This window comes from Thalassomonas sp. RHCl1, from assembly GCF_947387555.1.
In the GTDB taxonomy this organism is placed as follows: Bacteria; Pseudomonadota; Gammaproteobacteria; order Enterobacterales; family Alteromonadaceae; genus Thalassomonas.
In genome coordinates, this window is record NZ_CANDNZ010000001.1 from 1,079,565 (window position 1) to 1,101,137 (window position 21,573).

Sequence of the window (21,573 nt, forward strand, 5' to 3'; positions counted from 1 at the left end):
AGATGTCACTTTTAGCCTGGATACCTTTTTATCCCCTGATTAGTTTCCTGCTTTTGATCGCCTTAGGCAGACGTTTATCCTGGGGGCTGGCCTCAACACTCAGTATCGGCGCGATTGCCTTAAGCGCTATTTCCAGTGGCCTGGTGATCAGCCAGCTGGCAAGTGCCGATAGCGGTATTATCAGCGTGAAATTATGGAGCTGGTTCAGCCTGGGCAGTGCTGAGGTCAATTTCAGCTTTTATCTCGACAGCCTTTCGGCGGTGATGATATCTGTGGTCAGCGGCGTCGGTTTGCTTATCCATGCCTATGCCGCCGCTTATATGAAAAACGATGAGAATTTCAGCCGTTTTATGGCTTATATGAATTTATTTATCGTTGCCATGTTGATTTTAGTGCTGGCGGATAACCTGGTGCTCTTGTACCTGGGCTGGGAAGGGGTCGGCTTGTGCAGCTTTTTGCTGATAGGATTCTGGTACCAGGAAAAGGAAAATGTTCTGGCGGCGCGTAAGGCCTTTATCGTCACCCGGGTCGGGGATACCGCCATGGCCATCGGCTTGTTTTTATTATTTAAATCCCTGGGTGAGCTTAATATTGCCGCCGTCAATGTATCGGCCAGTTCTTTATGGCAAATCGGCGATGAGCTGCCTTACTGGATTGCGCTGTTATTACTGGGCGGCGCGGTGGGCAAGTCGGCACAATTGCCGCTGCAAACCTGGCTGCCGGATGCCATGGCGGGGCCGACGCCGGTCAGTGCCCTGATCCATGCCGCCACTATGGTGACCGCCGGGGTGTATTTGATTGCCCGTATGCAGGGAGTGTTTCTGCTTTCACCTGAGGTGATGTCCTATGTTGCCTGGGTTGGCGCTTTAACCTTGCTGCTGGCGGGAGTTGCTGCGCTGGCACAAAAGGATATCAAGCGGGTGCTGGCTTACTCCACCATGAGCCAGATAGGGTATATGATGCTGGCACTCGGTGCGGGCGCCTGGTCGGCTGGGGTCTTTCATTTAATGACCCATGCCTTTTTTAAGGCGCTGCTGTTTTTAACCGCAGGCTCTGTGATACTGGCGCTGCATCACCAGCAGGATCTGTTTAAAATGGGCGGCTTGCTGAAGAAATTACCGGTGGAAAGCGGCCTGTTTATTGTCGGTTTGATCTGTTTAATGGCCTTGCCCGGGACTTCCGGCTTTTTCTCCAAAGAAGCGATTATTGCCACCTTATGGTCTTCGCCTACCGCGGGGCCTGTCTTGTGGTGGGGGGCAATACTCGGCGCCTTACTGACCAGTATCTACAGCTGCCGGTTATTTTTCCTCGCCTTTCTCGGGGCCAGCCGTGAGCATGACAAGGTGCATGACCTGCATCATGACCATCCGACGGTGCTGTTGCGCTGGCCGTTATTTTTACTGGCCTTATTGTCCTTATTTGGCGGATTAATTTCCCTGGATTTTACTGAGGTGTTCGCTGTTGCCTCTTCAGTTGATGCCGCCCAAGAACCTGCCTGGCTGCATCCCCTTGCCATTGCCACGCCTTTTATCGGTATCGCCTTTGCCTGGTTCTTCTTTAAAAGCTACCGGGACAATAACGGGGAAGCGCTTGAGATGAAACCCGGGGGGCTTAACCGCTTTTGCGGCGATGGTCTCGGGTTTGACTGGCTCTATCATTCTTTACTGGTGCGGCCTTATTGTTTTCTTGCCGCCATCAACCGCCGGGATATTATCGACCAGCTGATCATGTTCAACGGCTGGTATGTCAGGTTATGGCATGATGCCATGTCCGCCAGTCAGAACGGCAGCCTGCGCTGGTACGCCGCCGGTATTGGTTTGGCTGTTGTCTGTTTAGCGGGAGTGACCACCTTATGATATTAACAATTGTGATGTTGGGCTTTTTGCTACTCGGCGCTTTTGCCTGGTATATGGAAGGCATCAGCAGTAGAGCCCCCCGCTGGATTGCCTTATTTGCGGTGATATTTGCCGCCGGCTTATTTGCAAGTTTTGTCTTGGGCTCGGGGACCAGCTTTGCCGAACTTAAACCTTTAGTGCGTGTCCCCTGGATCCCGCTTTTTAATATTGAATATGCCTTAGCCATAGATCACCTGAGCATTATCCTGTTATCCCTGACCTTTATGCTGGCGCTGATATGTGTGCTGGTGTCCTGGCAGGAAATCAAAGAAAAGGCCGGGTTTTATTATTTTAACCTGCTCGCGACCTTTGCCGGCATTATCGGGGTGTTTACCGCGGTAGATCTGTTTTTATTCTTTTTCTTCTGGGAAGTGATGTTATTGCCGATGACGGCGATTATCGCCATTTGGGGCCATGAAAACCGTCATTTTGCCGCGATAAAGTTTTTTATCTTCACCCAGGTAAGCAGCTTATTGATGCTGGTGGCCATTATCCTGATGGCGGCGGCGCATTATCAGCAAACCGGGCAATTGAGTTTTTATTACTCCGACTGGCTGGCCCTGGATCTGCCGCTGGAATATGCCCGTTGGCTGATGCTGGGCTTTTTTATCGCTTTTGCCGTCAAGCTGCCTTCGGTACCGGTACACAGCTGGCTGCCGGATGCCCACACCCAGGCGCCGACCGCGGGCAGTGTCTTGCTGGCAGGCGTGCTGTTAAAAACCGGTGCTTATGGCCTGATCCGTTTCGTGATCTTTTTATTTCCCGAAGCAAGCCAGGGGTTTGCCCCTTTGGCCGCACTGCTTGGTGTAGTGAGCATTTTATACGGGGCGAAAATGGCCTTTGCCCAGCAGGACTTTAAACGTCTGGTGGCCTATAGCAGTATCAGTCATATGGGCTTTGTGATGCTGGCGCTGTTTTCCTTTAATACCACCGCCTACCAGGGGGCGGTATTGACCCTGGTGGCCCATGGCTTAAGCAGCGGCGCTTTGTTTTCACTGGCGGGCATTATCTACAGCCGCATTCATTCCCGTAACCTGGCGGATATGGGCGGCTTCTGGTCTAGCGCGCCGCGCATGGGGGGATTCACCCTGGCTTTTGCCGCCGCGGCTTTTGGTTTGCCGGGGCTGGCTAACTTTATCGGTGAGTTTATGAGTTTAGTGGGGGCGTACCAGGTATTCCCCGTTGCTGCGGTTTTTGCCGCCCTGGGACTGATTGGCTCGGCGGTTTATGGCATTGTTTTATTCCAGTCGACTTTCCACGGGCCGCCGGGGGACAAGGTAGAAGATTTATCCGGGCGTGAACTGGTGATTTCCGGCTCTTTGCTGGGGTTATTGCTGCTGTTTGGCCTTTTCCCCAACATGATACTTGAATACAGCAGCGCCGCCGGCGAACAGCTGGCGTTATTGTCCCAGGGAGTCTCGAATTTAACAGGAGTAACTTATGCCCACTGAGATGGCCGCAGCGCCTTTGCTTAGCAATGTTCAGTTTACTAATGCCATGTTGCTGGCGATATCACCCCAGCTGATTGTCGCTTTTGGCATAGTGCTCTCGTTATTGCTGATTGCCTGGAAACGTTCGCGGCGTATGCTGCAGGGGTTGACCTCGGCAATTTTCATCGTCGCCTTAATTGCCTCTGTGCCGCTGTTATTTAACAACGAGATCCCGGTCACTATCTTGTTAAAGGTGGACGGTTATGGGGTGTTTGCCTTTATGCTGGTGTGTTTTTCCGGTTTGATGGTGACCTTGTTAAGCGGGCAATTGCTGCAGCGAAATACCGAGGCCCACGATGAATACTACTTGCTGTTGCAGCTGGTGATATTAGGGGGCGGCGTATTGGTTGTCAGCGATCATTTTGCCAGCTTGTTCCTGGGGTTTGAATTACTCAGTCTGGCCTTGGTGGGTATGGTGGGTTTTTTCCGCGAGGGCAAACATGCGGTGGAAACGGCTTTTAAATATTTGATTTTAAGCGCCACCGCATCGAGTTTTATGTTGCTTGGCATCGCCTTTATTTATAGCCAGACCGGAAGTTTGCATTTTTCTTTAATTAATACCGGGGTAAATGGCGCAGATCAGCTCGGCGCGGAGCTGACCAATACCTTCCATGCCCTGGGCATGCTGCTGTTTTTTGCCGGCATGGCGTTTAAGCTATCCCTGGTGCCTTTTCATTTCTGGACCCCGGATGTGTACCAGGGGGCGCCAACCCCGGTGACTATGTTGATGGCGACGGTCTCGAAAGTGGCGATGTTTACCGTGTTGATGAAATGCCTGTTCAGCCAGGGAGTCTTTGTTCAGAGTCATATGATGCAGTTGATGGCCCTGGTGGCGATTTTGTCTATGGTGTTTGGCAATGTGCTGGCGTTAAAGCAGGAAAACCTGAAACGTTTATTGGGCTACTCCTCTATTGCCCATATGGGTTATCTGCTGATTGTTTTGTTGATCACTTCGATGCAGGATATTAATTTTGCCTGGCAAAGTGCGCTCTTTTATCTGTCGGCTTATGTGTTGGCGTCTTTGTCGATTTTTATGGTGCTCATCTTTACCACCCAAGAGGCTTTATTGCCCGGGCAAAGTCAGCAGCAGGCAGAAGATGATACCACCATCGGCAGCTGGCAGGGGCTTTTCTGGCGCAAACCTATGATGGCCTTTCTGGCGATCCTGGCAGTATTAAGTTTGGCGGGCATCCCACTGTCGATGGGCTTTATTGCCAAATTTTATCTGTTGACCTTTGCCAGCCAGGCGGGGTTGTGGTGGTTAATTGCCGCACTGGTAGTCGGCAGCGGCATCGGGCTGTTTTATTATTTGCGGATCATTTTTAGCTTGTTTGCTGCGCCGTTCTCTGAGCAAAAAGCTGAACAAAAAGTCCAGCAACAAGCGGTATCGAGTGACGGGACCGGGCAGGTACAGGCGTCCGGCAATTGGCCCTGGAAGGGGGTACTGGTCACGGGGTTTGTTTTTGCCGGTCTTGTCTTTGGCCTGTATCCGGATGTATTGATGCAGGTGATTAGTCGGCTGGGGGAACTTACCGAGCCTTTAGCGGTATTGGATCAAACGCCTTAAGGGGTTTTTACACTAACTTTACCTGGTATTAGCATTTTTCATGCCTGAATTTAAGACTTTTGCCCGAGACAGGATAAATATAACTTGTGTCTGGGTTTTACATCTGTATAATACGCGCCTCGCTTATAGGGTGCCTTGAAGCACCCTTTTCCCAGCGTTTAAAATGAGTGGGGTTATTTCCGCCCAATAGACTTGCCAAGCTAATTTCTCCTTAATTAGCATATTGACTGTGCCTCAAGTCTTCCTGGTGGTTTTCCTCGTAAATGTACGCAGGCTTTACCTGCTATTGAGAAGACAAAATCTATGACTGATACTAACAATGCCGCTGTCGGCTTTGAATCTTTAGGCTTGCCTGAAACTTTATTAACTGCTTTAAATTCTTTAGGATTTTCCTCTGCGACCGATATCCAGGCGCAAACTATTCCCCCGTTATTGGCAGGTAAAGATGTTTTAGGTGAAGCGCAAACCGGTACCGGTAAAACCGCGGCATTCGGTTTACCTGCGCTGGCCCAAATTGATACTTCCATCAAAAAGCCGCAGTTAATGGTATTGGCACCGACCCGTGAACTGGCAATGCAGGTAGCAGAAGCCATTGAGTCATTTTCCAAAAACATGAAAGGTTTGCGTGTTGCTACCTTATATGGCGGCCAGTCTTATGGTCCGCAATTTCAGCAGCTTGAGCGTGGCGCCCAGGTGGTTGTCGGTACTCCGGGCCGTTTAATGGACCACTTACGCCGTAAGAGTTTAAAACTGGATAACCTGTCTTTCTGTGTGCTTGATGAAGCCGATGAAATGCTGAACATGGGCTTTTTGGATGACATCGAATGGATCCTTGAGCACTTGCCAGAGCAAACGCAAATGGCCTTGTTCTCGGCCACTATGCCGCCACAAATCCGTAAGGTGGCGAACCGTTTCTTAAAAGAGCCGGAGCACATTAAAATTGCCGCGGTGAAAAAAGCCAAGGCCAATATCAAGCAATACGCCTGGAAAGTAAGTGGCATCAACAAAATGACCGCATTGGAGCGTATCGCTGAAACGGTAGAATACGATGCCATGATTATTTTCGTGCGCACCCGTAACGATACCGTTGATGTTGCCGAAAAATTAGAGCGTCTGGGTTACCCTGCGGTTGCCTTAAACGGTGATATGAACCAGGCACAACGTGAGCGTACCGTAGATCAGTTAAAATCCGGTAAGTCTTCTATCATGGTTGCGACCGACGTAGTTGCCCGTGGTCTGGATATTCCGCGTATCTCTTTGGTGGTTAACTACGACCTGCCGGGTGATAACGAAGCTTATGTTCACCGTATCGGCCGTACCGGTCGTGCCGGTCGCAGCGGTGTTTCCATTTCTTTTGTACGTCCTCGTGAAATGTATTCTTTGCGTCACTACGAGCGTTTAACGTCCGGTACTATCGAGCAGTATGAACTGCCGACCATTCAGGAAATCGGTAAAGCCCGTATCGAGCGTACCCGTGAAGAACTGGCCAGTGTTGTTGCCGATAAAGAATTGGCGAGCATGCGTGAAATCATTGAAAGCATGGCCAATGAATCTGAGCTTTCCATGGTAGATTTAGCCGCGGCGCTGTTATATCAGAAGCAGTTAAAGCAGCCGCTTCAGCCAAAAGAAGATCCTAAACCTCGCCGTGAAGCGCGTGACCGTTTTGACCGTAACGATCGCAATGGTCGCCGTGACGCACGTGGCGGCCGCGACGGACGTGATAATCGTGGTAACCGCGACAACCGTGGTGAAAGAGCACCGCGTAAGCCTAAGGCAGTACGCAGCGATGTCGATTGGCAGACTTACCGTTTAGAAGTCGGTAAAGAGCATGGTGCCAAGCCGGGTGATATTGTTGGTGCTATTGCCAACGAAATCTCATTGGACAGCAGCTATATCGGCGCCATCAACCTGCATGACCGTCACAGTTATGTACAGTTGCCAAAAGGTATCCCGACCGGTGCTTTCCAGCAGCTGAAAACGGTACGTGTACGTCGTCAGGCTTTAGAAATCTCTGTATCTGATGCACCTGCTGCACACGAGCGTCCGCGTCGTTACAATGACCGTCCTGAGCGTTCAAGACGTGCTAACTAAAACTTATTCCTAATAAGTTATTTGATAAAAAAGGTGCTGTTAAGCGCCTTTTTTATTGCCGGTGAAATAGTTTTCTGTTGTTGCGGCCTGGTTTGACTTCATCAAATGGCTTTGATAGTTTGGTTTGTGTACTAAGGTCGTCGTAGATGCGGCGCCGGTATAAACTAATAAAAAATAAGGATATACCAATGAAATTGACTTTAAATATACAGAAATTAAAAAACCTTTCTCGCGACAAGAAGGACTTGCCGGTGGATATGACGCCCCGGGTTGGCGGCGGTATCACCGGCACAGTGTGCGGTCCGGTGAAGACAACCGTGCCTACCTGGGCATGTCCGACCTATTATTACCTGTGCTAGTGCCTTTAACTGCCTGATCTTTAATGATCTTTAAAACGGTTATACGGGCCCGTTAAACCGGGCTCATTGTTAGCATGCGCTTTTACGCTGCCGTGATGCCTTTAGCAGCAAGCCCTTAAACACTTCCCCCCTGCTTTTTCCGCCGGTTTTGCTTTCTTGTACAAGTTATCTCTTTATAGCCAGCATGCAGGATAAATGTCGGCTAAGCATTATTTTTAACAAACTCCTTAAAAAGAGCGGCGGTTAGCGCTTGGAAAATGTCCGGTTTTTAGCGCTTGAGCCGGTAATTTTTGTTAGCAATAAATTTTTGCAAAGGGGATTTTATAGCGCTATTTTCTGGGTGTTAAAAATTCTTTACAGCTGCCTTTCAGGGCTTATCTGCGCTGGCTTGATGTAGATCATATTTTTGCCACTTTTTGCGTACAATTTCTGTTACAGGTCTCTTTTTTTTCTGTTTCCCGCAGGTCTTTTTCTTTCCCGAAATCAGTTTAATAATGAAGTCATACTATTGAAGAGAGATACCAATATGACCGAAGTAAACAACCCGCTAAATTTACGCGGCATTGAATTTACCGAATACGCAACACCCGACAGCGATTACATGGAAAATGCTTTCTATGGTTTTGGCTTTTCAAAAACTAAAAAGTTTAAAGGGCGTGATATCGACTACTTCAACCAAAATGATATTCACTTCTTATTAAACAATGAACAGTCGGGTTTCTCCCGTGAATTCGCCAAAAGCCATGGCCCGGCCATTTGTTCTATGGGCTGGCGTGTAGATGATGCCGAATTTGCTTTTACCGAAGCGGTGAAGCGCGGTGCCAAGTCGGCACAGGAAGCGCCAAATAAACTGCCATACCCGGCCATTTACGGCATCGGCGACAGCTTAATTTATTTCGTTGATAAATTTGGCGCGAAAGGCAGTATTTATGAAGATGATTTTGAAGCCTTGGACAAGCCAGTATTGGTGGAAGACAAAGGTTTTAAAGCGGTTGATCACCTGACCAACAATGTTTACCAGGGTACCATGGAGCACTGGGCAAACTTCTATAAAGATGTCTTTGGTTTCACCGAAGTGCGCTATTTTGACATCAAGGGGATTCAGACTGCATTAATCTCTTATGCCTTACAATCCCCTTGTGGCACTTTCTGTATTCCAATCAACGAAGGTAAAGGCGATAAGAACAACCAGATTGATGAATACCTGGATGAATACAACGGGCCGGGCGTACAGCACCTGGCGTTTATTACCGATGACCTGGTAGGTTCGTTAGATAAACTGGATAAATCTATTATCGATACTTTGGATATCGTACCGGAATATTACGATGATATTTTTGACCGTGTACCTTGGGTGAAAGAAGATAAAAAACGCATTCAGGAACACCAGATCCTGGTAGATAGCCAGAAAGAAAACAGCTATCTGTTGCAGATTTTCACCAAGAACATTTTCGGTCCTATCTTTATCGAAATGATCCAGCGTGTTGATGACAGAGGTTTTGGTGAAGGTAACTTTACCGCCTTGTTCAAGTCTATCGAGCTGAACCAGATGGAACGCGGCGTACTGTAGCGTTTTTTAAATCAAGACAAGGGCGGCTGTAATAGCCGCCCTTTTTTTATGCTCTGGACGAGCGGTATCCTGCGGGTTCATGGATGAACAGGAGCCGGGTATGCTCACGACTAAACGGATTTAGGAGGTAGAGCGAAGCAGGAAACCAGAGCCGAGGACGAGCGGTATCCTGCGGGTTTATGAACGAACAGACTGTCTGCTTAGAATCTGTAGTTCAGGCTCAGGGAAAAGTTAAGCTCTTCATCCGGGTGTCCTTCAGGTAAGCTGAAGGTACTCGGGGTGGCGTTATCACGGTCGAATATATTGTGAATATAGCCGGAAAGTCGCCAGTTTTTTGATACTTGCCAGTGGCCTGAGATATCCAGCTTGAAATAATCGGGCAACTCATTGGGGTCTGCTATCGCCCCGGAAACCACAGCACCTGAGGTCCGGTTGATATGCCATTGGTTTTGGATAAAAAACTCAACCGGATAGTGGCTGAGTTGATAACCCAGTTTCAGGTTGATTATGTAGTCGGGGAAGGAGTCGTAATCGAAGTTTTCGGTCTCGTTTTTACTGTCGACATATGCCGCATTGGCCTTTAAAGACCAGCTGTCTTGCACATACTGGTAACTCAGTTCGATGCCTTTAGCTGTTTGTTCGCCGATATTGCTGAATTCTAGGCTAAAATTGGGGTCTGTGGTGGATACCGCCAGGATGCCGTCGCTCCAGTCGCTTTTGAAGAAGGTGACATTTAACTTCCAGTGGTCGCTGTGCCTGATATAAACCAGTTCATAGGTATCGATAATTTCCGGGCCTATCTCGCGGTTTCCTTTGATGGTGACCCCGCCAAAAATGTCTAACGAAGAGGGTGGGGTGAACGCCTGGCCGTAAAGTAATTTAATGGCCTGTTCCTCGTCCGGATAATAAATAACCCCAAGACGGGGGGAGTCCTGGTGGCCAAAAGCATCGATATAATTATCTATTCTGAGGCCGTAGAGCAGATCCAGGCGATCGTTAAAAAGGTGGCTTTTGGCCTGAAAGACAAGACTGTTGATCTTACGTTCATAACCCTGTGAGACATTGATGCCTTCACGTAATACGCTGTTATCTACCAGGGATATGCGCCGGTTGTGGTTGTCGTCGAGCCGGGCTCTGCTGGCTTCCAACCCCAGCAGCCATTGAGTGTTCCAGGGATTGTCCGCCTGTTTTAAATATAAACGCACCCCTTTGTGGCTTTCTTCAAAGAAAATCTGGTCCTGGGTCGGCTGACCTGCCCGGTAGCGGGAAAAGGTTCGGGTGATATCTGTGTCCCAGAAATAACCGTTGCCTTCAAGAATGAGCTCCCTGGCAAAGGTTTGGCTGAAGCCGGCTTTTACCATGTAAAAGTCTTCGTCCGAGTCTGAGTGGTCGATATCCAGGGTATCTCTGTTGGGACCTAACCCCGGTCCCTGATCAGAATGACGCCCTTTGGCATACAGGTTGAGATAGGTAGACAACTGATTGGAAAAGTCTGAGTTGAATTTTAGCACCCCGGTGTAGGCATTATAATCTAAATCCCGTTCGCCGGTTACCAGCTGGTCATTGGTTAAGTTAATGTTTTGATAGTTTTGGTCCTGACTGTTTTGCTGGCTATAGGCAAAGGCGCTGTTGACTCTATGCGACTGGTTTAATGCCTGGCTGATGTTGATATCTGCCTGGCTAAATCCCAGGCTGCCCAGTTTAACTGATACCCGGCGCTGATCTTCGTCGGCGCTGTAGGTATTGGCGGCAATAACGCCGTGAAAAGCGTCCGACCCGTGTATGGCTGAACCCGGTCCCCGGATCAGCTCCAGGCTGTCTAAGGCGCCTAACTGGTAGCTTAAGGTATCAAACAGGGCGCTGTTGGTGCGCAGTAAGGTCATGGGCACATCATCGAGTTGTACAGCGATGGCTGAAGATGAGGTATTACCGAAAAAGCCCCTGATTGCAATGGCACTGCCATTCCATAATGAAGGGGAAACTACAGTGGCAACTTGAGTGGCAAGTGCTTCCCTGAGGCGGTCTGCTCCCCGGTTTATCCATTCCTGGCGGGTGATTTTACTGACAGAGGAACCCAGATTAATTTCATCTTCATTAAAGCGGGAAGCGATTGAGACGGTTATTTTCAGTAAGTTTTCCAGTGAAATGGAATGCAGGTGTTCATTTTCCGGCTCTGGCTGTTCACGGTGCTCAGTACCGGCATGATTGCCGGCAAAAGTTAAAGGGGTTAAGACATTTAAGCTGATAACAAGCATCAGCGGGCAATTGAGATGAAAACAGCGAAGAGGAGAGTACATAATAAAATCCGGTTAAGATTAAAGTTTTACCTTCAATCCATGAAGCCGGTAGTTTTTATAGTTTAGTTGATTTTGTACTTTTAATTTTTCGCCGGGCTGAGAAGGCAGCGGAATCGGGCACTGAAAAAGAGGGTGATATCAGGTTTGCAATAACAGGATGAGACTTGCCTCATCCTGTTTGAATATTGTTTTTTGCCTGTCGGTGACAGCTAAGGGGTCGTTACACCGATACCTTGAGATCTTTTAAGATACCGTCGGCAAGGTTATAAACAAAACCATGGACCGTGATGTCCTGACCTGCCTCGCGGGCATTACGTATGATAGTGGTATTGCAGACATTGTTGACCTGTTCGATGACATTGAGTTCGCATAATAAGTTCATGCGTTTGCCGTGATCGGTTTCGGCATCGAGCTTGTCTTTGTGGAAACGGTAAACATCCTGGATATGTCTGAGCCAGTTGTCGATCAGGCCGTAACTGTTGTCATCGGCAGAAGCATGAACACCGCCGCAACCGTAATGGCCGCATACGATAACATGTTTCACTTTCAGTACTTCAACGGCGTACTGGATCACCGAAAGGCAGTTGAGATCGGTATGGATCACCTGGTTGGCGATGTTGCGGTGAACAAACACCTCGCCTGGTTTCATGCCTAAAAGTTCATTAGCCGGCACCCGAGAGTCGGAGCAGCCAATCCATAAATATTCCGGGGTTTGTTGCTGGGATAATTGCTGGAAAAAATCAGGCTCTTGCTCTGTTATTTCCTGGGCCCATTTTTTATTGTTATCAAACAAGTGGTCTATGGACGACATATTATAAAGCCCTTTACTTTAATTAAAAAAATCCATGACATTTTATGTCATGGCTTGATGAAGTAAAGTAAAACATGGTCAAACCTGTTATTTTTCCTGCTGCTCTTCTTTTTCCAGCTCTTGGTTACGGGCTTTGATATCTTTTAATTGCTGCTCGGTGAGGTTGAATTTTTTCGCTGATTTTTTTAGCAGTAAAATGCCGCCGATAATCATGCCAAGGCATAGCAGCAGAATGATCACACCTGTGATGGACATAGTTACTCCGCATTCTCTTTAGTGTCTGCCATTATATGAGCAAATGTTGACGCTTTTATCAATACTCTTATAAGGCAGAGGTTAAGTTATTATTTCGAGCTGGCTTTAGGGGAGGGGAGCACTTAAAGAGCTTGTTGTGTTAATACTCAGAAGTTTAGCCATCCGAATTTGTGTATTTTAACATAGTTCAACCTTCATCATTAGCCTGTCGTGTTGGCTCTTTCTTGAAACAGTTGCCACAGCCTTTGTGCAACCGGACCGACAGGTTCAGACTCTAATCTTGCAATGCGAAACTCAGCCTCAGTCCATGTAAGGCCACCCTCTACTTGAAGAGGAGCGAGTATCCCCTGTTCAAGCTCTTCTTTGATGAGATGTTCCGGCAAACTTCCCCAGCCCATCCCCTGAACAATAAGCTCTTTTTTGGTTTGAAAATCATTCACTCTCCATTGATCGCCACCTTCCAGGACACCATAGGTTTTCTTTGAAGATTTTCGACCGCTAATGACCACCTGCGGATGAGTTTTCATAACAGTTTTAGGTACTACCTGATATTCTTTTAACAGCGGTGATTGCGCTGAAATAACAGAAACAAACCGCAAATTCATGAAAGGCAGCGACTCCAATGTTTCGAAATTCTTTATCCACGGAATAATGAGCAGCGAAGCTTGGCCATTCTCAAGTAAATCGAGTGGCCCCGTACCATTTTCTGAATATATTTCGAGCCGGGTTCGGGGAAATTCAATCTTACACTGCCTGATGGTATTCAGTATCGGGGCAACGGGAATAGCGGAGGTAAAGGCAATGCCCACTTCTAATTCTTCCCCCGTTGTTAGTTGTTTCGCAAGATTTTCAAATGACTGTACCTGTCCCAAGACTAACTTTGCCTTTTTATAAAGCGCTTCTCCCTGTGGTGTTAGTTTGTTTCTGTATTGTGCCCGGTCAAAGAGTTCAAGGCCGAGTTCCTTTTCCAGATTTTTTATCGCTACGCTGATAGTAGGTTGTGTTCTATGTAGATTTTCAGCCGCCACCCGCAGAGAGCCGCCCTCAACAATTGCTTGCAGCGATTTCAGTTGATCCAAAGTCATCATATCTCCTTAGGTAAAAGCTAATATCTATGTAGTTATTTCGAAATATTCTTTGAATATATCTAATGATATGCTTTTCGCATGATTAAGTGAAGCCAGTTATTGAATGGCTATTGGATGGAAAGTGACCATGATGAACAAACACACAGATGTACTGATTATTGGCGGAGGTTTTGCCGGTGTAGGTGTCGCCCAGAAGTTATCAAAAGAGGGAGTTGATGTTACTTTGGTCGACCGGAAAAATTATTTTGAAGTAACGTTCGCGACCCTGCGCAATGTTACCGCGCCCCAGAAACACGGCAACACACCGCGTAAACTTTATGATGATTTTATTAACGGCACTTTTATTCAGGCTGGCGTAACTGCTATGAATGGTAGGCGGGCGATGCTTGAATCTGGTGAGACTATCCACTTTAAACAAGCCATTATCGCAACAGGAAGCCGTTATCCTACGTTGCCGGAGGCCAAGTCAAATTCAAAATTTGATTATGCAGAGCGCAACCAGGAGATGCTGGATGCCCACGCGTCTCTTTCATCAGCAGAGTCAGTGCTGGTAATTGGTGGTGGTGTGGTAGGTGTTGAATTTGCCGGTGAAATTGCCAGTGCTTTTCCCGGTAAAGATATAACGCTTGTTCATAGCAAGAATAGCCTGTTAGATAATGCAGAGCCTAAGGCACAACGTAAGGTATTGGAACAGTTAACCGCTAAAGGGGTTAAGGTAAAACTTAACCGAAGATTCTCAAAGCATGAAGATATTTACCGCTGCGCTAACACGGGTGAGACGATTAAGGCAGACATTGCTTATGAATGTGTTGGTATGGTCCCGAATACCGATTTCCTTCGAGCAGAATTGTCCAAGGTGCTTGATAGTAGAGGTTTTATCACCGTTGACGAATATATGAGAGTTAAGGGTTATGAAAATCTGTACTCATTGGGAGATTGCGCTACCCTCGACAGTCATAAACATGGCTATCTTGCCAGTGTGCAAGGCGCTCGTTTAGCGGATATGTTGTTAAAAGCGATGAAAGGAAAAAAGGTTAAACCTTATAAAACCCCTCCGGTTGTGGTGGTAACCCCTACAGGTACCGACTCAGGCGTGGCGCAGCTTCCGTTTGCGGTTACTACCATGAATTTCTTTGTGAATCTGAAACAAAAAGATATGGGGATCAGTAATATGTACAAAATGTGTGGGACTATACCAGATAGTTAAGCGCTTTTTAAGGGATGGCTTGCTGATTTCGTTGCTAAAGCAGGTCATCCTTAAGTTTTATTAGTTATATAAAACAGTGCTCGGTCTCACTTGTCCATAACACTTAGCTGATGCAGTGCATCCAGCTCAGACTAATCGTATAATGCGATACTACTGAGACTTTACGAGCAAGACCATAGTTAATGCCAACCACTAACCAGACCCGTTTAACCGAATCTGCCGAGCCAAACCAAAATCACCAGCACTTCAAAGTATTTAAGCCATATGGTTTTCTAAGTCAGTTTGTACCTGAATCACGAAAGAAGAAACGCCTGTTAGGCGAGCTGTTTAACTTTCCCGATAAAACGATGGCGATAGGGCGATTAGATCACGACTCTGAAGGGTTATTGCTACTGACTACCGACGGTATGATGAGCTACGAAGTCAGAAGCAAAGGCATAGAAAAAGAGTACTATGTGCAAGTTGATGGAGCGATCACTGAAGAGGCCATATTACAGCTGCAAAAGGGAGTTGAGATTGGTATCAACGGCACTAAATATCTAACCCTGCCTTGTAAAGTTGTAAAGCTGGACGGTGAGCCTCAACTTCCCGATCGTGGCCGTAAAATTCGCGATCCCAGACACGGCCCTACCAGCTGGATTTCTATTACCCTCTGTGAAGGGAAAAACCGTCAGATAAGAAAAATGACGGCTGCTGTGGGCTTTGCCACATTAAGACTGGTAAGGGTTCGGATTGGCGATATTCATATTGAGAGCTTGAATGCCGGTGATGTTGTTACGTTGCCTGATTTTGACGCTGCACTTAATCGCTAATGCCTCAATGAGCAAAATTGATAGGCTTGCCCTAGGATCCGGCTGTTAATCTTTATTTGCATCAGCTGAGCAGATAAAGCAAATACTTTATGGTTTAAAACAGTTCTACAAGAGTGCCAGAGTCAAAGTGCAAACCCACAATGTCTTGCCTTGACTGTGATGCCTGTTTTAGTGCGGCAAGTACGAAGTTCACCATACTTTCTCCATCATCACCTATGTTAAAATGACAATTTGCGCCGATAAAAGTGAGCTCGGGAGGTCCAAGGTGAAAAGCATGGGCTAATAAGGTGAGGAAACCACTTTCACTGGAGAACACATAACATTTTCCACTGTGGGGTAAGGATAGTATCCGGCGTTTTTTTTCCGTGACTCCCCCGGCTTCCAGGGCAAGCAGTAGTTTGTTCTCCGCTGCGGAATAAGGGGCCGGGGTGGGGATAAAAAAGAACAAGCGAGAAGCTCCTTGGGGTAGGGGCGTCAGTGTTGAAGTGATAGTTGTTATAATTTGCTCTGAAACCCGGCGTTCATCACAAGGGGTGAAATCTTCTTCCCAGTTGATCTGAGGCAGGAATCGACAAAGCTGGACTACCGACAAAGGACAAAGCGACAAAGCTGGACAGCCAAAAACTGAACTATACCGATGACAATATTATGAATATCAGCAAAGGTAACAAGGGAATTTCATTTATTCTATGAGCGGATATATTTCTTTCAAAAAGGAGATAATTGAAGAATTTAGAACAAGATAGACCGTCACTATCAATTAGCGGGCATCGTTACAGTTAAAGCTTGAAGATTAGTGAAAGATAGCTTCTTGCTCTCGTTGTCCTGCTATCCATTTTTTCCCCATATGTTGGGCATAAAGGGATAATTCCGCTAAAGAGCCTACGGCTCGGTGATACTTTTTGCCAAAGTGCTGCGCTAAGTCTATCCAGTCATCACCAGAAAACCCTAGTTGCTGTAATAGCGGATAAGCATTTTCATCAATATAACCCCGTTTATCCTCTCTAATGGCTTTACCGGTAGCTTCCACCAACTCAAAGTAATCAACAAGTGAAAAAACTATACCGTAGGGTTGGTCTTGATGTTCATTGCCAATAAAACCGAGTAAGGGCTTAACTTTAAACGGAAGCGTTGATGGATTGTCTTGCTGACTGGCTTTATCATGTGCCCGCTCGTATGCTGAGGTGTATTCAGATTCTTGCACAGTACTGGCCATTTTAGCGCGAATAGGATTTAAATCGACATAAGCCATACAAGCGAGTAGTGCTTTTTCATCCAGCAAGGCTTGAGATTTAAATCTGCCTTCCCAAAAGCGCCCCTGGCAGTTATCTTCTTTATTTGCTTTACGGGCAATATACTCATTAAGACTGCGCATCAACCAGGAAATATCACTAAGTCTGCCGCGCCATTCTTCGATAATCTCCAATGCTGCAGCCTTCTCAGTACTTGTTTTCACTTCTCCGGATAACCAGCGTTCGACTAAAGGTTTATTGGCATAGAGTTGTAACCAGCGCCGGCAAACTTCTTCATTACTCCAGCTATTGGCTTCCTGCTCATTAACATATACCACTAAGTGATAGTGATTTGACATCACCGCATAAGCGGCCACTTCAATTGCAAATACCGAGGTAAGAAAACGGATACGGTCAACCATCCACTGCCGCCTGTGCTCATAATTCTTGTTGGTGTATTCATCATCACCGCACAGGAAAGCGCGGCGAATACAGCGGGAAACCAAATGGTAATAACAGGTATCGGAAAGGGAAATTTGAGAACGTCGTGCTTGAGTCATAGTGAACACCATTGTCAGTAGAAATAACCGTGACACAAAGGTAGTTCAGTTTTTCACATTTACCAAGGTTTGGGTGTCCACGCTTGGACTCAAGGTTTGGGTGTCCACGCTTGGACTCCGCTTGGACTAAGTCGATCTGCGAGTTCGGCCGAAGTAAGTGATTGGGTAGCACAAATGAAGTCTGGCTTATCACGAGAGCAACTCATTGTTGAGTTTACAAAGTCTTCAGAATTTTGGACGCTCTCAGGTGAAACAAATAGTGGCTTTGTTCACAGGCTTTATACAACGATACTTAATCGGGAACCAGATGGAGCAGGCAAAACATATCATACCGAAAGGTTGGATGCTGGAGAGTCAAAAGAGTCCGTCATCAGAGATATTCTTTACTCTGATGAACATTTAAGCCTCTTTATTAGCACCCAATATCTTCGGTTATTAGAAAGAAGTGCTGAACCTTCTGCTATAGAAGCCTGGAAAAGCCGCATGAAATCTGATTTAAACCAACAAGGCTTGATTAAAGAGCTTTTACTGTCTCAGGAGTATTTTGATTTAAGCATGAAAAAGGGATATGAGAGGAATAATAAATAGTGTAACGCTCTAATTATAAACTTATATGGCTAATCTTTGTTCTGATGCTAGCGGTGTCAGGTAGTCATTGTAGCTATGAGTCGAAGGGGTCAGGTCAGTTGAACAATAATTTGTTTACACAGTTCAAAGCCTGACCCCGGGGCTCCCTACTTAAGCGTAGATATTACAGGTGCAGCTTAACTAGGCTGCGGGGTTAAAACAGACAATAACGGGCCACGAGTTGACAACCGTAGGTATTACCAGCTTCACACATGTTTTCATATACCAGACACTGTTCCGGACCCGGGTAGCTAACGGCTGAAACCGAAACGCTGATGCCCATACTTATTGCTAACAGTGCCATTTTTACGCGAGAGTTTTTCATAAAACATCCTGTTTAGTTATTGGTTTAATTGTTGTTATTTAACTTATTTCATTACATTATGTTTCCATAGTGTTAAATTAATGTATCCTTTGTTTGTTTTTATATCAAGTGTGAACTGGTTTTTAGGCTGACTAAACTAGTACCTAAACACAGTAAAGATGAACGATTGAATTCAGCCAAGAGCAAAGCTGGATAGCTAAAACTGAATTACGTTATAGAGTGAAATGCGCATCGATTTATCTACTGAATAGACTGTTACAATGGATATCTTATTTGCTTTAGCCAGGTTTTCTCGCCAACATAGTCGCAAACTGCAATTTCGCGCCATTGTGCATAGTACCTAGATCTTCATTGTACTTAATCAGCTCCCAGCCCTCATAAGCCTCACGCAATTGCCCTGCTTTTAGGGTATAAGGGAAGGGAACCGGGCATGGATGTTCTTCAGTGCTCATAGCACAAACAATCAGGTTATAACCGCCGGCAAGCGTATGCTGTTGCATATCGGCAATAACAGCTTCAATACGCGCAGGGTCGATAAACATTAAAGTTACGGTACAGCTAATAAAGCCGTAGTCCTCACTAAGGCTGGCACTGTTAATGTCGTATACCTGCGCCTTAATATTACTCATATTCTCTTCAATGCTGATACTTTGCAGCATATCAATGGCGCCGGGATTGTTATCTATGGCGGTAACGTTAAATCCGAGTTGGCCGAGGTATACAGTATTGCGGCCATTAGAACACCCCATGTCTAAGGTATCGCACGGCTCAATAATTTTGCACGCTTCTACTACTTCACTATGCGCGGGGTTTAAGCCGTAACGGCTATTTAGATCAACTGTCATGGTAATAACTTTGTTTTGAAATGAGGGCTGTTATCTTACTACTGATCTTGCTCTATTGAATATGAATCGGCGTGCTTTATAGACTTTGTTTGACCCTAATCAACAACGTTATTGATTGGAATTAAGTGAACCGAGAGCCGTTATTTGCCATCAACTTCTGGCTCCTATCTTGAATAATACAATTACCTGCCTGCCAAGCTGCTGAATCGGCGTTGAAACACAGCAGCTTGGCTTTATTACCCTTTTTTCGGGCTATTCCTCAGTATTTAGCTTGCCTGCTTAGGTGTGATGATTAGCTCATCTTGATTTACCCTAATACTGATCTTTTGCCCATTGGTAAAACCGGCCAGTTTAAGCCATTTCCCCCTGAGCACAATGCAAGGTTCAAGCTTTACCGGCACATAGTTAATACCTATGCCACGGGTTTTCGAAGCCGTACAACAAACGGTTTCCTGCACGGTAAGTTGCCGATAAATGGGATATTTTACTTTTGCCGAGCCTGGCTCTGACGTATGATGACATTCAGCCATGACGTACTCCTCGCTAGTTCGTTGTGGTTAGCGACCTCTGGGTGTCCTACCACTCAGGGGTTGCGACTTGAGTTGTTGCCTAAAGGGCAACAGCTGGTGAATTAAAAATCTGGAATGGGTGCTCTCCTTATTTGGATGGATCGCACTATTAAATAAAGACCGCTTAGCTGGATAAATCAACAGCAAGAGGTCTTTTTTTTGAAAGAAATTTGAGGATGTTTTTATCCCTTAAGGCCAGATGAAATCTTATTTTAATAAGCCATAAAATCAAGTGCTTATTGATTTATCTTTGCCGTTGATGTTCACCGGGTTAAGGTGCCCGAAGCAGGCCTTGTTCTATCCAGGCGGATAGGTAGTTCAGGGCGACCGTGGTGACATCGGTGCTATCATTTGTGCTGCCGTTATGGCGCTCTAGCAAGTAATCACATAAGGCGCTGAAATCTTCCCCCGCCAGTATCATCTGAAATAAACCGGCTTCTTCTTCTGATATTGAACGAAACTCTGTCAGCTTATCCCGGTTGCGCCACAGCAGCCAGCAGCTGTTGTGTTCCCTGGCTGGTTCGGGGGCCTGCTCTGTTTTTAATGCCTGCCAGCTTTCGACACTGTTCCAGTGCATAAAGGTAAGCTGCACGCTGGGATGAAAATGAAATATCAACGACGGCCATAAATCATGGGCAATGCTCTGGAGATGCTCAAGGGCAAAGCGGTTAACATCGGCGGCGTCAAAGGCCGTTAACAATAAACGCTCAAAACGGGCAAGTTCGCTTAGCAAGGGGAAATCGGCAAAGGGGACTTGTGTGGCCAGGAACTCGGGCAAGTTATCGCCGTATTGGCGTAAACTGGTGTAACGGGAGGGATAGAGGTCAATATAACCGTCTACCATTTGCTCGAACAATTCGTCGCCAAGGTATAAGCCTAAAATCTCATGGTCGGTATCTAAGGTTTCTTTTAGCCGCATCCGGTAGGCATTTTTATAGATATTAAGGCGGGTATGATTATCTATGCTTCCCTGGCTGATAATGTTATCGCTGATACTCTCATCATCACAGGTTAAATAATCTATCATCTGCTGCTGCAGTTTTTCTAAGCGGGTATTTTCCATGGTTATATCGCTTGCTTGCCTTGGGCTATGCCTGTACTTATAGTGTGGTTAAGGGTTTGTGCGGCGATATTGCGGGCAATATCCAGCTCTGCCATAAGCTCGGCAAGGGGCGGAATATTATCATCGCGCTCTATCATGGTACTGACGTAGCCGAAACGTTGTAATGCCTGGCGGTATAAATCCCACACCGGATCGGCCACCTCGTGGTCATGGGTGTCGATAACGTAATCGCCGTAATCTGTGTGTCCGGCCAGGTGGAATTGCCTGACCCTGTCTTTGTCTATGCCGTTAAGATAATCTAGCGGGGCAAAGTTATGATTGCGAGCGCTGACATAGATGTTGTTGATATCAAGCAGCATTAAACAGTCGGCACGTTTCACCACTTCGTTGATAAACTGCCATTCGCTCATGTCTGAGTCTTTATAACTCATGTAGCTGGAGACATTTTCTATTAGTATTTGCTGGCCGAGGAAGTCCTGCACCCGGGAGATGCGATCGGCAACATGCTGTAAGGTTTCTTCGTTATAAGGCAAAGGCAGCAGGTCATGGCTGTTAACTTGTTTGTTGGTAGTCCAGCACAAATGATCCGAGAGCCATTCTGGCTGAAGTTCATTGGCCAGCACTTTAAGTTTACGCAAATAGTCCATATTCAGGGGCTCGGTAGAGCCGATAGACATGGAAACCCCGTGCATTACCATGGGATAGTGTTCACGTATGGCGTGCAAGTAGTGTTTAGGTTTACCGCCGTCTACCATGAAATTTTCCGAAACCACTTCAAACCAGTCAAGTGCGGGTTTTTGTTCCAGCACATCCTGGAAGTGATCTGTGCGTAATCCCAGGCCGAAACCGAGAAAGTGCTCTGGTATGCCTTGCTGACCCTCAGGGGAAGAAGCGGGGGTTAACCCGCCTC

General features: G+C 46.6%; 20 protein-coding genes. 9 read left to right on the forward strand and 11 right to left on the reverse strand.

The window, feature by feature from the left end; genetic code table 11:
* Window positions 1–2 precede the first annotated feature (2 nt).
* From nuoL to hppD, 6 genes are all read left to right on the forward strand, one after another.
* Window positions 3–1,856 (forward strand): NADH-quinone oxidoreductase subunit L, encoded by a 1,854-nt coding sequence (gene nuoL, locus QL234_RS04825; protein ID WP_281556701.1) that lies wholly within the window; start codon window positions 3–5, stop codon window positions 1,854–1,856.
* Window positions 1,853–3,346: an NADH-quinone oxidoreductase subunit M gene (locus tag QL234_RS04830; RefSeq protein WP_281556702.1), complete on the forward strand. Its 1,494-nt coding sequence runs from the start codon at window positions 1,853–1,855 to the stop codon at window positions 3,344–3,346. The genes nuoL and QL234_RS04830 overlap by 4 nt, the downstream gene beginning before the upstream one ends.
* Entirely contained in the window at window positions 3,336–4,952 is a 1,617-nt protein-coding gene (locus QL234_RS04835) for an NADH-quinone oxidoreductase subunit N (RefSeq protein ID WP_281556703.1), read from the forward strand. Before QL234_RS04830 ends, QL234_RS04835 begins: the two co-directional genes overlap by 11 nt.
* 303 nt (window positions 4,953–5,255) lie before the next feature.
* Window positions 5,256–7,043 carry a DEAD/DEAH box helicase gene (locus tag QL234_RS04840; RefSeq protein WP_281556704.1) on the forward strand — a complete coding sequence of 596 codons (1,788 nt, stop codon included), beginning with the start codon at window positions 5,256–5,258 and terminating at the stop codon, window positions 7,041–7,043.
* Window positions 7,044–7,231: 188 nt separating this feature from the next.
* Window positions 7,232–7,402, forward strand: coding sequence for a hypothetical protein (locus QL234_RS04845; RefSeq protein ID WP_281556705.1), 171 nt, complete (start codon window positions 7,232–7,234; stop codon window positions 7,400–7,402).
* Between the two features lie 526 nt (window positions 7,403–7,928).
* Window positions 7,929–8,972: a 4-hydroxyphenylpyruvate dioxygenase gene (gene hppD / locus QL234_RS04850; RefSeq protein WP_281556706.1), complete on the forward strand. Its 1,044-nt coding sequence runs from the start codon at window positions 7,929–7,931 to the stop codon at window positions 8,970–8,972.
* A 200-nt stretch (window positions 8,973–9,172) separates the two neighbouring features.
* Here the strand turns inward: hppD and QL234_RS04855 are convergent, their stop codons facing one another.
* The 4 genes from QL234_RS04855 to QL234_RS04870 form a co-directional block, all read right to left on the reverse strand.
* Entirely contained in the window at window positions 9,173–11,269 is a 2,097-nt protein-coding gene (locus QL234_RS04855) for a TonB-dependent receptor (protein ID WP_281556707.1), read from the reverse strand.
* 220 nt (window positions 11,270–11,489) lie between these two features.
* Window positions 11,490–12,080, reverse strand: coding sequence for a carbonate dehydratase (gene can / locus QL234_RS04860; RefSeq protein ID WP_044830787.1), 591 nt, complete (start codon window positions 12,078–12,080; stop codon window positions 11,490–11,492).
* Window positions 12,081–12,167: 87 nt separating this feature from the next.
* Window positions 12,168–12,335 (reverse strand): DUF2897 family protein, encoded by a 168-nt coding sequence (locus QL234_RS04865; RefSeq protein ID WP_281556708.1) that lies wholly within the window; start codon window positions 12,333–12,335, stop codon window positions 12,168–12,170.
* 200 nt (window positions 12,336–12,535) lie between these two features.
* Complete coding sequence (locus QL234_RS04870) at window positions 12,536–13,423, reverse strand: LysR family transcriptional regulator (protein ID WP_281556709.1); 888 nt, start codon at window positions 13,421–13,423, stop codon at window positions 12,536–12,538.
* A gap of 127 nt (window positions 13,424–13,550) precedes the next feature.
* Here QL234_RS04870 and QL234_RS04875 point away from each other — a divergent pair, with 127 nt between their 5' ends.
* Together QL234_RS04875 and QL234_RS04880 are read left to right on the forward strand one after the other, a co-directional pair.
* Window positions 13,551–14,630, forward strand: coding sequence for an FAD-dependent oxidoreductase (locus QL234_RS04875; protein WP_281556710.1), 1,080 nt, complete (start codon window positions 13,551–13,553; stop codon window positions 14,628–14,630).
* Between the two features lie 182 nt (window positions 14,631–14,812).
* Window positions 14,813–15,442 (forward strand): pseudouridine synthase, encoded by a 630-nt coding sequence (locus QL234_RS04880; protein WP_281556711.1) that lies wholly within the window; start codon window positions 14,813–14,815, stop codon window positions 15,440–15,442.
* A 94-nt stretch (window positions 15,443–15,536) separates the two neighbouring features.
* On the opposite strand, the gene QL234_RS04885 is transcribed toward QL234_RS04880, so the two are convergent.
* Both QL234_RS04885 and QL234_RS04890 read right to left on the reverse strand, forming a co-directional pair.
* Window positions 15,537–15,890, reverse strand: a complete 354-nt coding sequence (locus QL234_RS04885; RefSeq protein WP_281556712.1) for a hypothetical protein — start codon at window positions 15,888–15,890, stop codon at window positions 15,537–15,539.
* A 345-nt stretch (window positions 15,891–16,235) separates the two neighbouring features.
* On the reverse strand, window positions 16,236–17,234 hold the full coding sequence (locus QL234_RS04890; RefSeq protein ID WP_281556713.1) for a transposase: 999 nt from the start codon (window positions 17,232–17,234) through the stop codon (window positions 16,236–16,238).
* A gap of 96 nt (window positions 17,235–17,330) precedes the next feature.
* Here QL234_RS04890 and QL234_RS04895 point away from each other — a divergent pair, with 96 nt between their 5' ends.
* The gene (locus QL234_RS04895) at window positions 17,331–17,822 is read left to right on the forward strand and encodes a DUF4214 domain-containing protein (protein WP_281556714.1); all 492 of its coding nucleotides are present in this window, start codon (window positions 17,331–17,333) and stop codon (window positions 17,820–17,822) included.
* 193 nt (window positions 17,823–18,015) lie between these two features.
* On the opposite strand, the gene QL234_RS04900 is transcribed toward QL234_RS04895, so the two are convergent.
* The 5 genes from QL234_RS04900 to QL234_RS04920 form a co-directional block, all read right to left on the reverse strand.
* Entirely contained in the window at window positions 18,016–18,186 is a 171-nt protein-coding gene (locus QL234_RS04900) for a hypothetical protein (protein ID WP_281556715.1), read from the reverse strand.
* A 278-nt stretch (window positions 18,187–18,464) separates the two neighbouring features.
* Window positions 18,465–19,031, reverse strand: coding sequence for a tellurite resistance methyltransferase TehB (gene tehB, locus QL234_RS04905; RefSeq protein ID WP_281556716.1), 567 nt, complete (start codon window positions 19,029–19,031; stop codon window positions 18,465–18,467).
* A gap of 266 nt (window positions 19,032–19,297) precedes the next feature.
* On the reverse strand, window positions 19,298–19,561 hold the full coding sequence (locus QL234_RS04910; protein WP_281556717.1) for a SymE family type I addiction module toxin: 264 nt from the start codon (window positions 19,559–19,561) through the stop codon (window positions 19,298–19,300).
* A 310-nt stretch (window positions 19,562–19,871) separates the two neighbouring features.
* Window positions 19,872–20,663, reverse strand: a complete 792-nt coding sequence (locus QL234_RS04915; RefSeq protein WP_281556718.1) for a DNA-binding domain-containing protein — start codon at window positions 20,661–20,663, stop codon at window positions 19,872–19,874.
* 2 nt (window positions 20,664–20,665) lie between these two features.
* The gene (locus QL234_RS04920) at window positions 20,666–21,529 is read right to left on the reverse strand and encodes a DUF692 domain-containing protein (RefSeq protein ID WP_281556955.1); all 864 of its coding nucleotides are present in this window, start codon (window positions 21,527–21,529) and stop codon (window positions 20,666–20,668) included.
* Between the last annotated feature and the right edge of the window lie 44 nt (window positions 21,530–21,573).

What these genes read in the sequence shown, in the direction of transcription:
- QL234_RS04880 (WP_281556711.1), top strand. Translation starts at nt 14,813, where the DNA reads ATGCCAACCACTAACCAGACCCGTTTAACCGAATCTGCCGAGCCAAAC.
- nuoL (WP_281556701.1), top strand. Translation starts at nt 3, where the DNA reads ATGTCACTTTTAGCCTGGATACCTTTTTATCCCCTGATTAGTTTCCTG.
- QL234_RS04865 (WP_281556708.1), bottom strand. Translation starts at nt 12,335, where the DNA reads ATGTCCATCACAGGTGTGATCATTCTGCTGCTATGCCTTGGCATGATT.
- QL234_RS04870 (WP_281556709.1), bottom strand. Translation starts at nt 13,423, where the DNA reads ATGATGACTTTGGATCAACTGAAATCGCTGCAAGCAATTGTTGAGGGC.
- QL234_RS04890 (WP_281556713.1), bottom strand. Translation starts at nt 17,234, where the DNA reads ATGACTCAAGCACGACGTTCTCAAATTTCCCTTTCCGATACCTGTTAT.
- QL234_RS04830 (WP_281556702.1), top strand. Translation starts at nt 1,853, where the DNA reads ATGATATTAACAATTGTGATGTTGGGCTTTTTGCTACTCGGCGCTTTT.
- hppD (WP_281556706.1), top strand. Translation starts at nt 7,929, where the DNA reads ATGACCGAAGTAAACAACCCGCTAAATTTACGCGGCATTGAATTTACC.
- QL234_RS04845 (WP_281556705.1), top strand. Translation starts at nt 7,232, where the DNA reads ATGAAATTGACTTTAAATATACAGAAATTAAAAAACCTTTCTCGCGAC.
- can (WP_044830787.1), bottom strand. Translation starts at nt 12,080, where the DNA reads ATGTCGTCCATAGACCACTTGTTTGATAACAATAAAAAATGGGCCCAG.
- QL234_RS04855 (WP_281556707.1), bottom strand. Translation starts at nt 11,269, where the DNA reads ATGTACTCTCCTCTTCGCTGTTTTCATCTCAATTGCCCGCTGATGCTT.
- QL234_RS04835 (WP_281556703.1), top strand. Translation starts at nt 3,336, where the DNA reads ATGCCCACTGAGATGGCCGCAGCGCCTTTGCTTAGCAATGTTCAGTTT.
- QL234_RS04900 (WP_281556715.1), bottom strand. Translation starts at nt 18,186, where the DNA reads ATGAAAAACTCTCGCGTAAAAATGGCACTGTTAGCAATAAGTATGGGC.
- QL234_RS04840 (WP_281556704.1), top strand. Translation starts at nt 5,256, where the DNA reads ATGACTGATACTAACAATGCCGCTGTCGGCTTTGAATCTTTAGGCTTG.
- QL234_RS04910 (WP_281556717.1), bottom strand. Translation starts at nt 19,561, where the DNA reads ATGGCTGAATGTCATCATACGTCAGAGCCAGGCTCGGCAAAAGTAAAA.
- tehB (WP_281556716.1), bottom strand. Translation starts at nt 19,031, where the DNA reads ATGACAGTTGATCTAAATAGCCGTTACGGCTTAAACCCCGCGCATAGT.
- QL234_RS04915 (WP_281556718.1), bottom strand. Translation starts at nt 20,663, where the DNA reads ATGGAAAATACCCGCTTAGAAAAACTGCAGCAGCAGATGATAGATTAT.
- QL234_RS04875 (WP_281556710.1), top strand. Translation starts at nt 13,551, where the DNA reads ATGATGAACAAACACACAGATGTACTGATTATTGGCGGAGGTTTTGCC.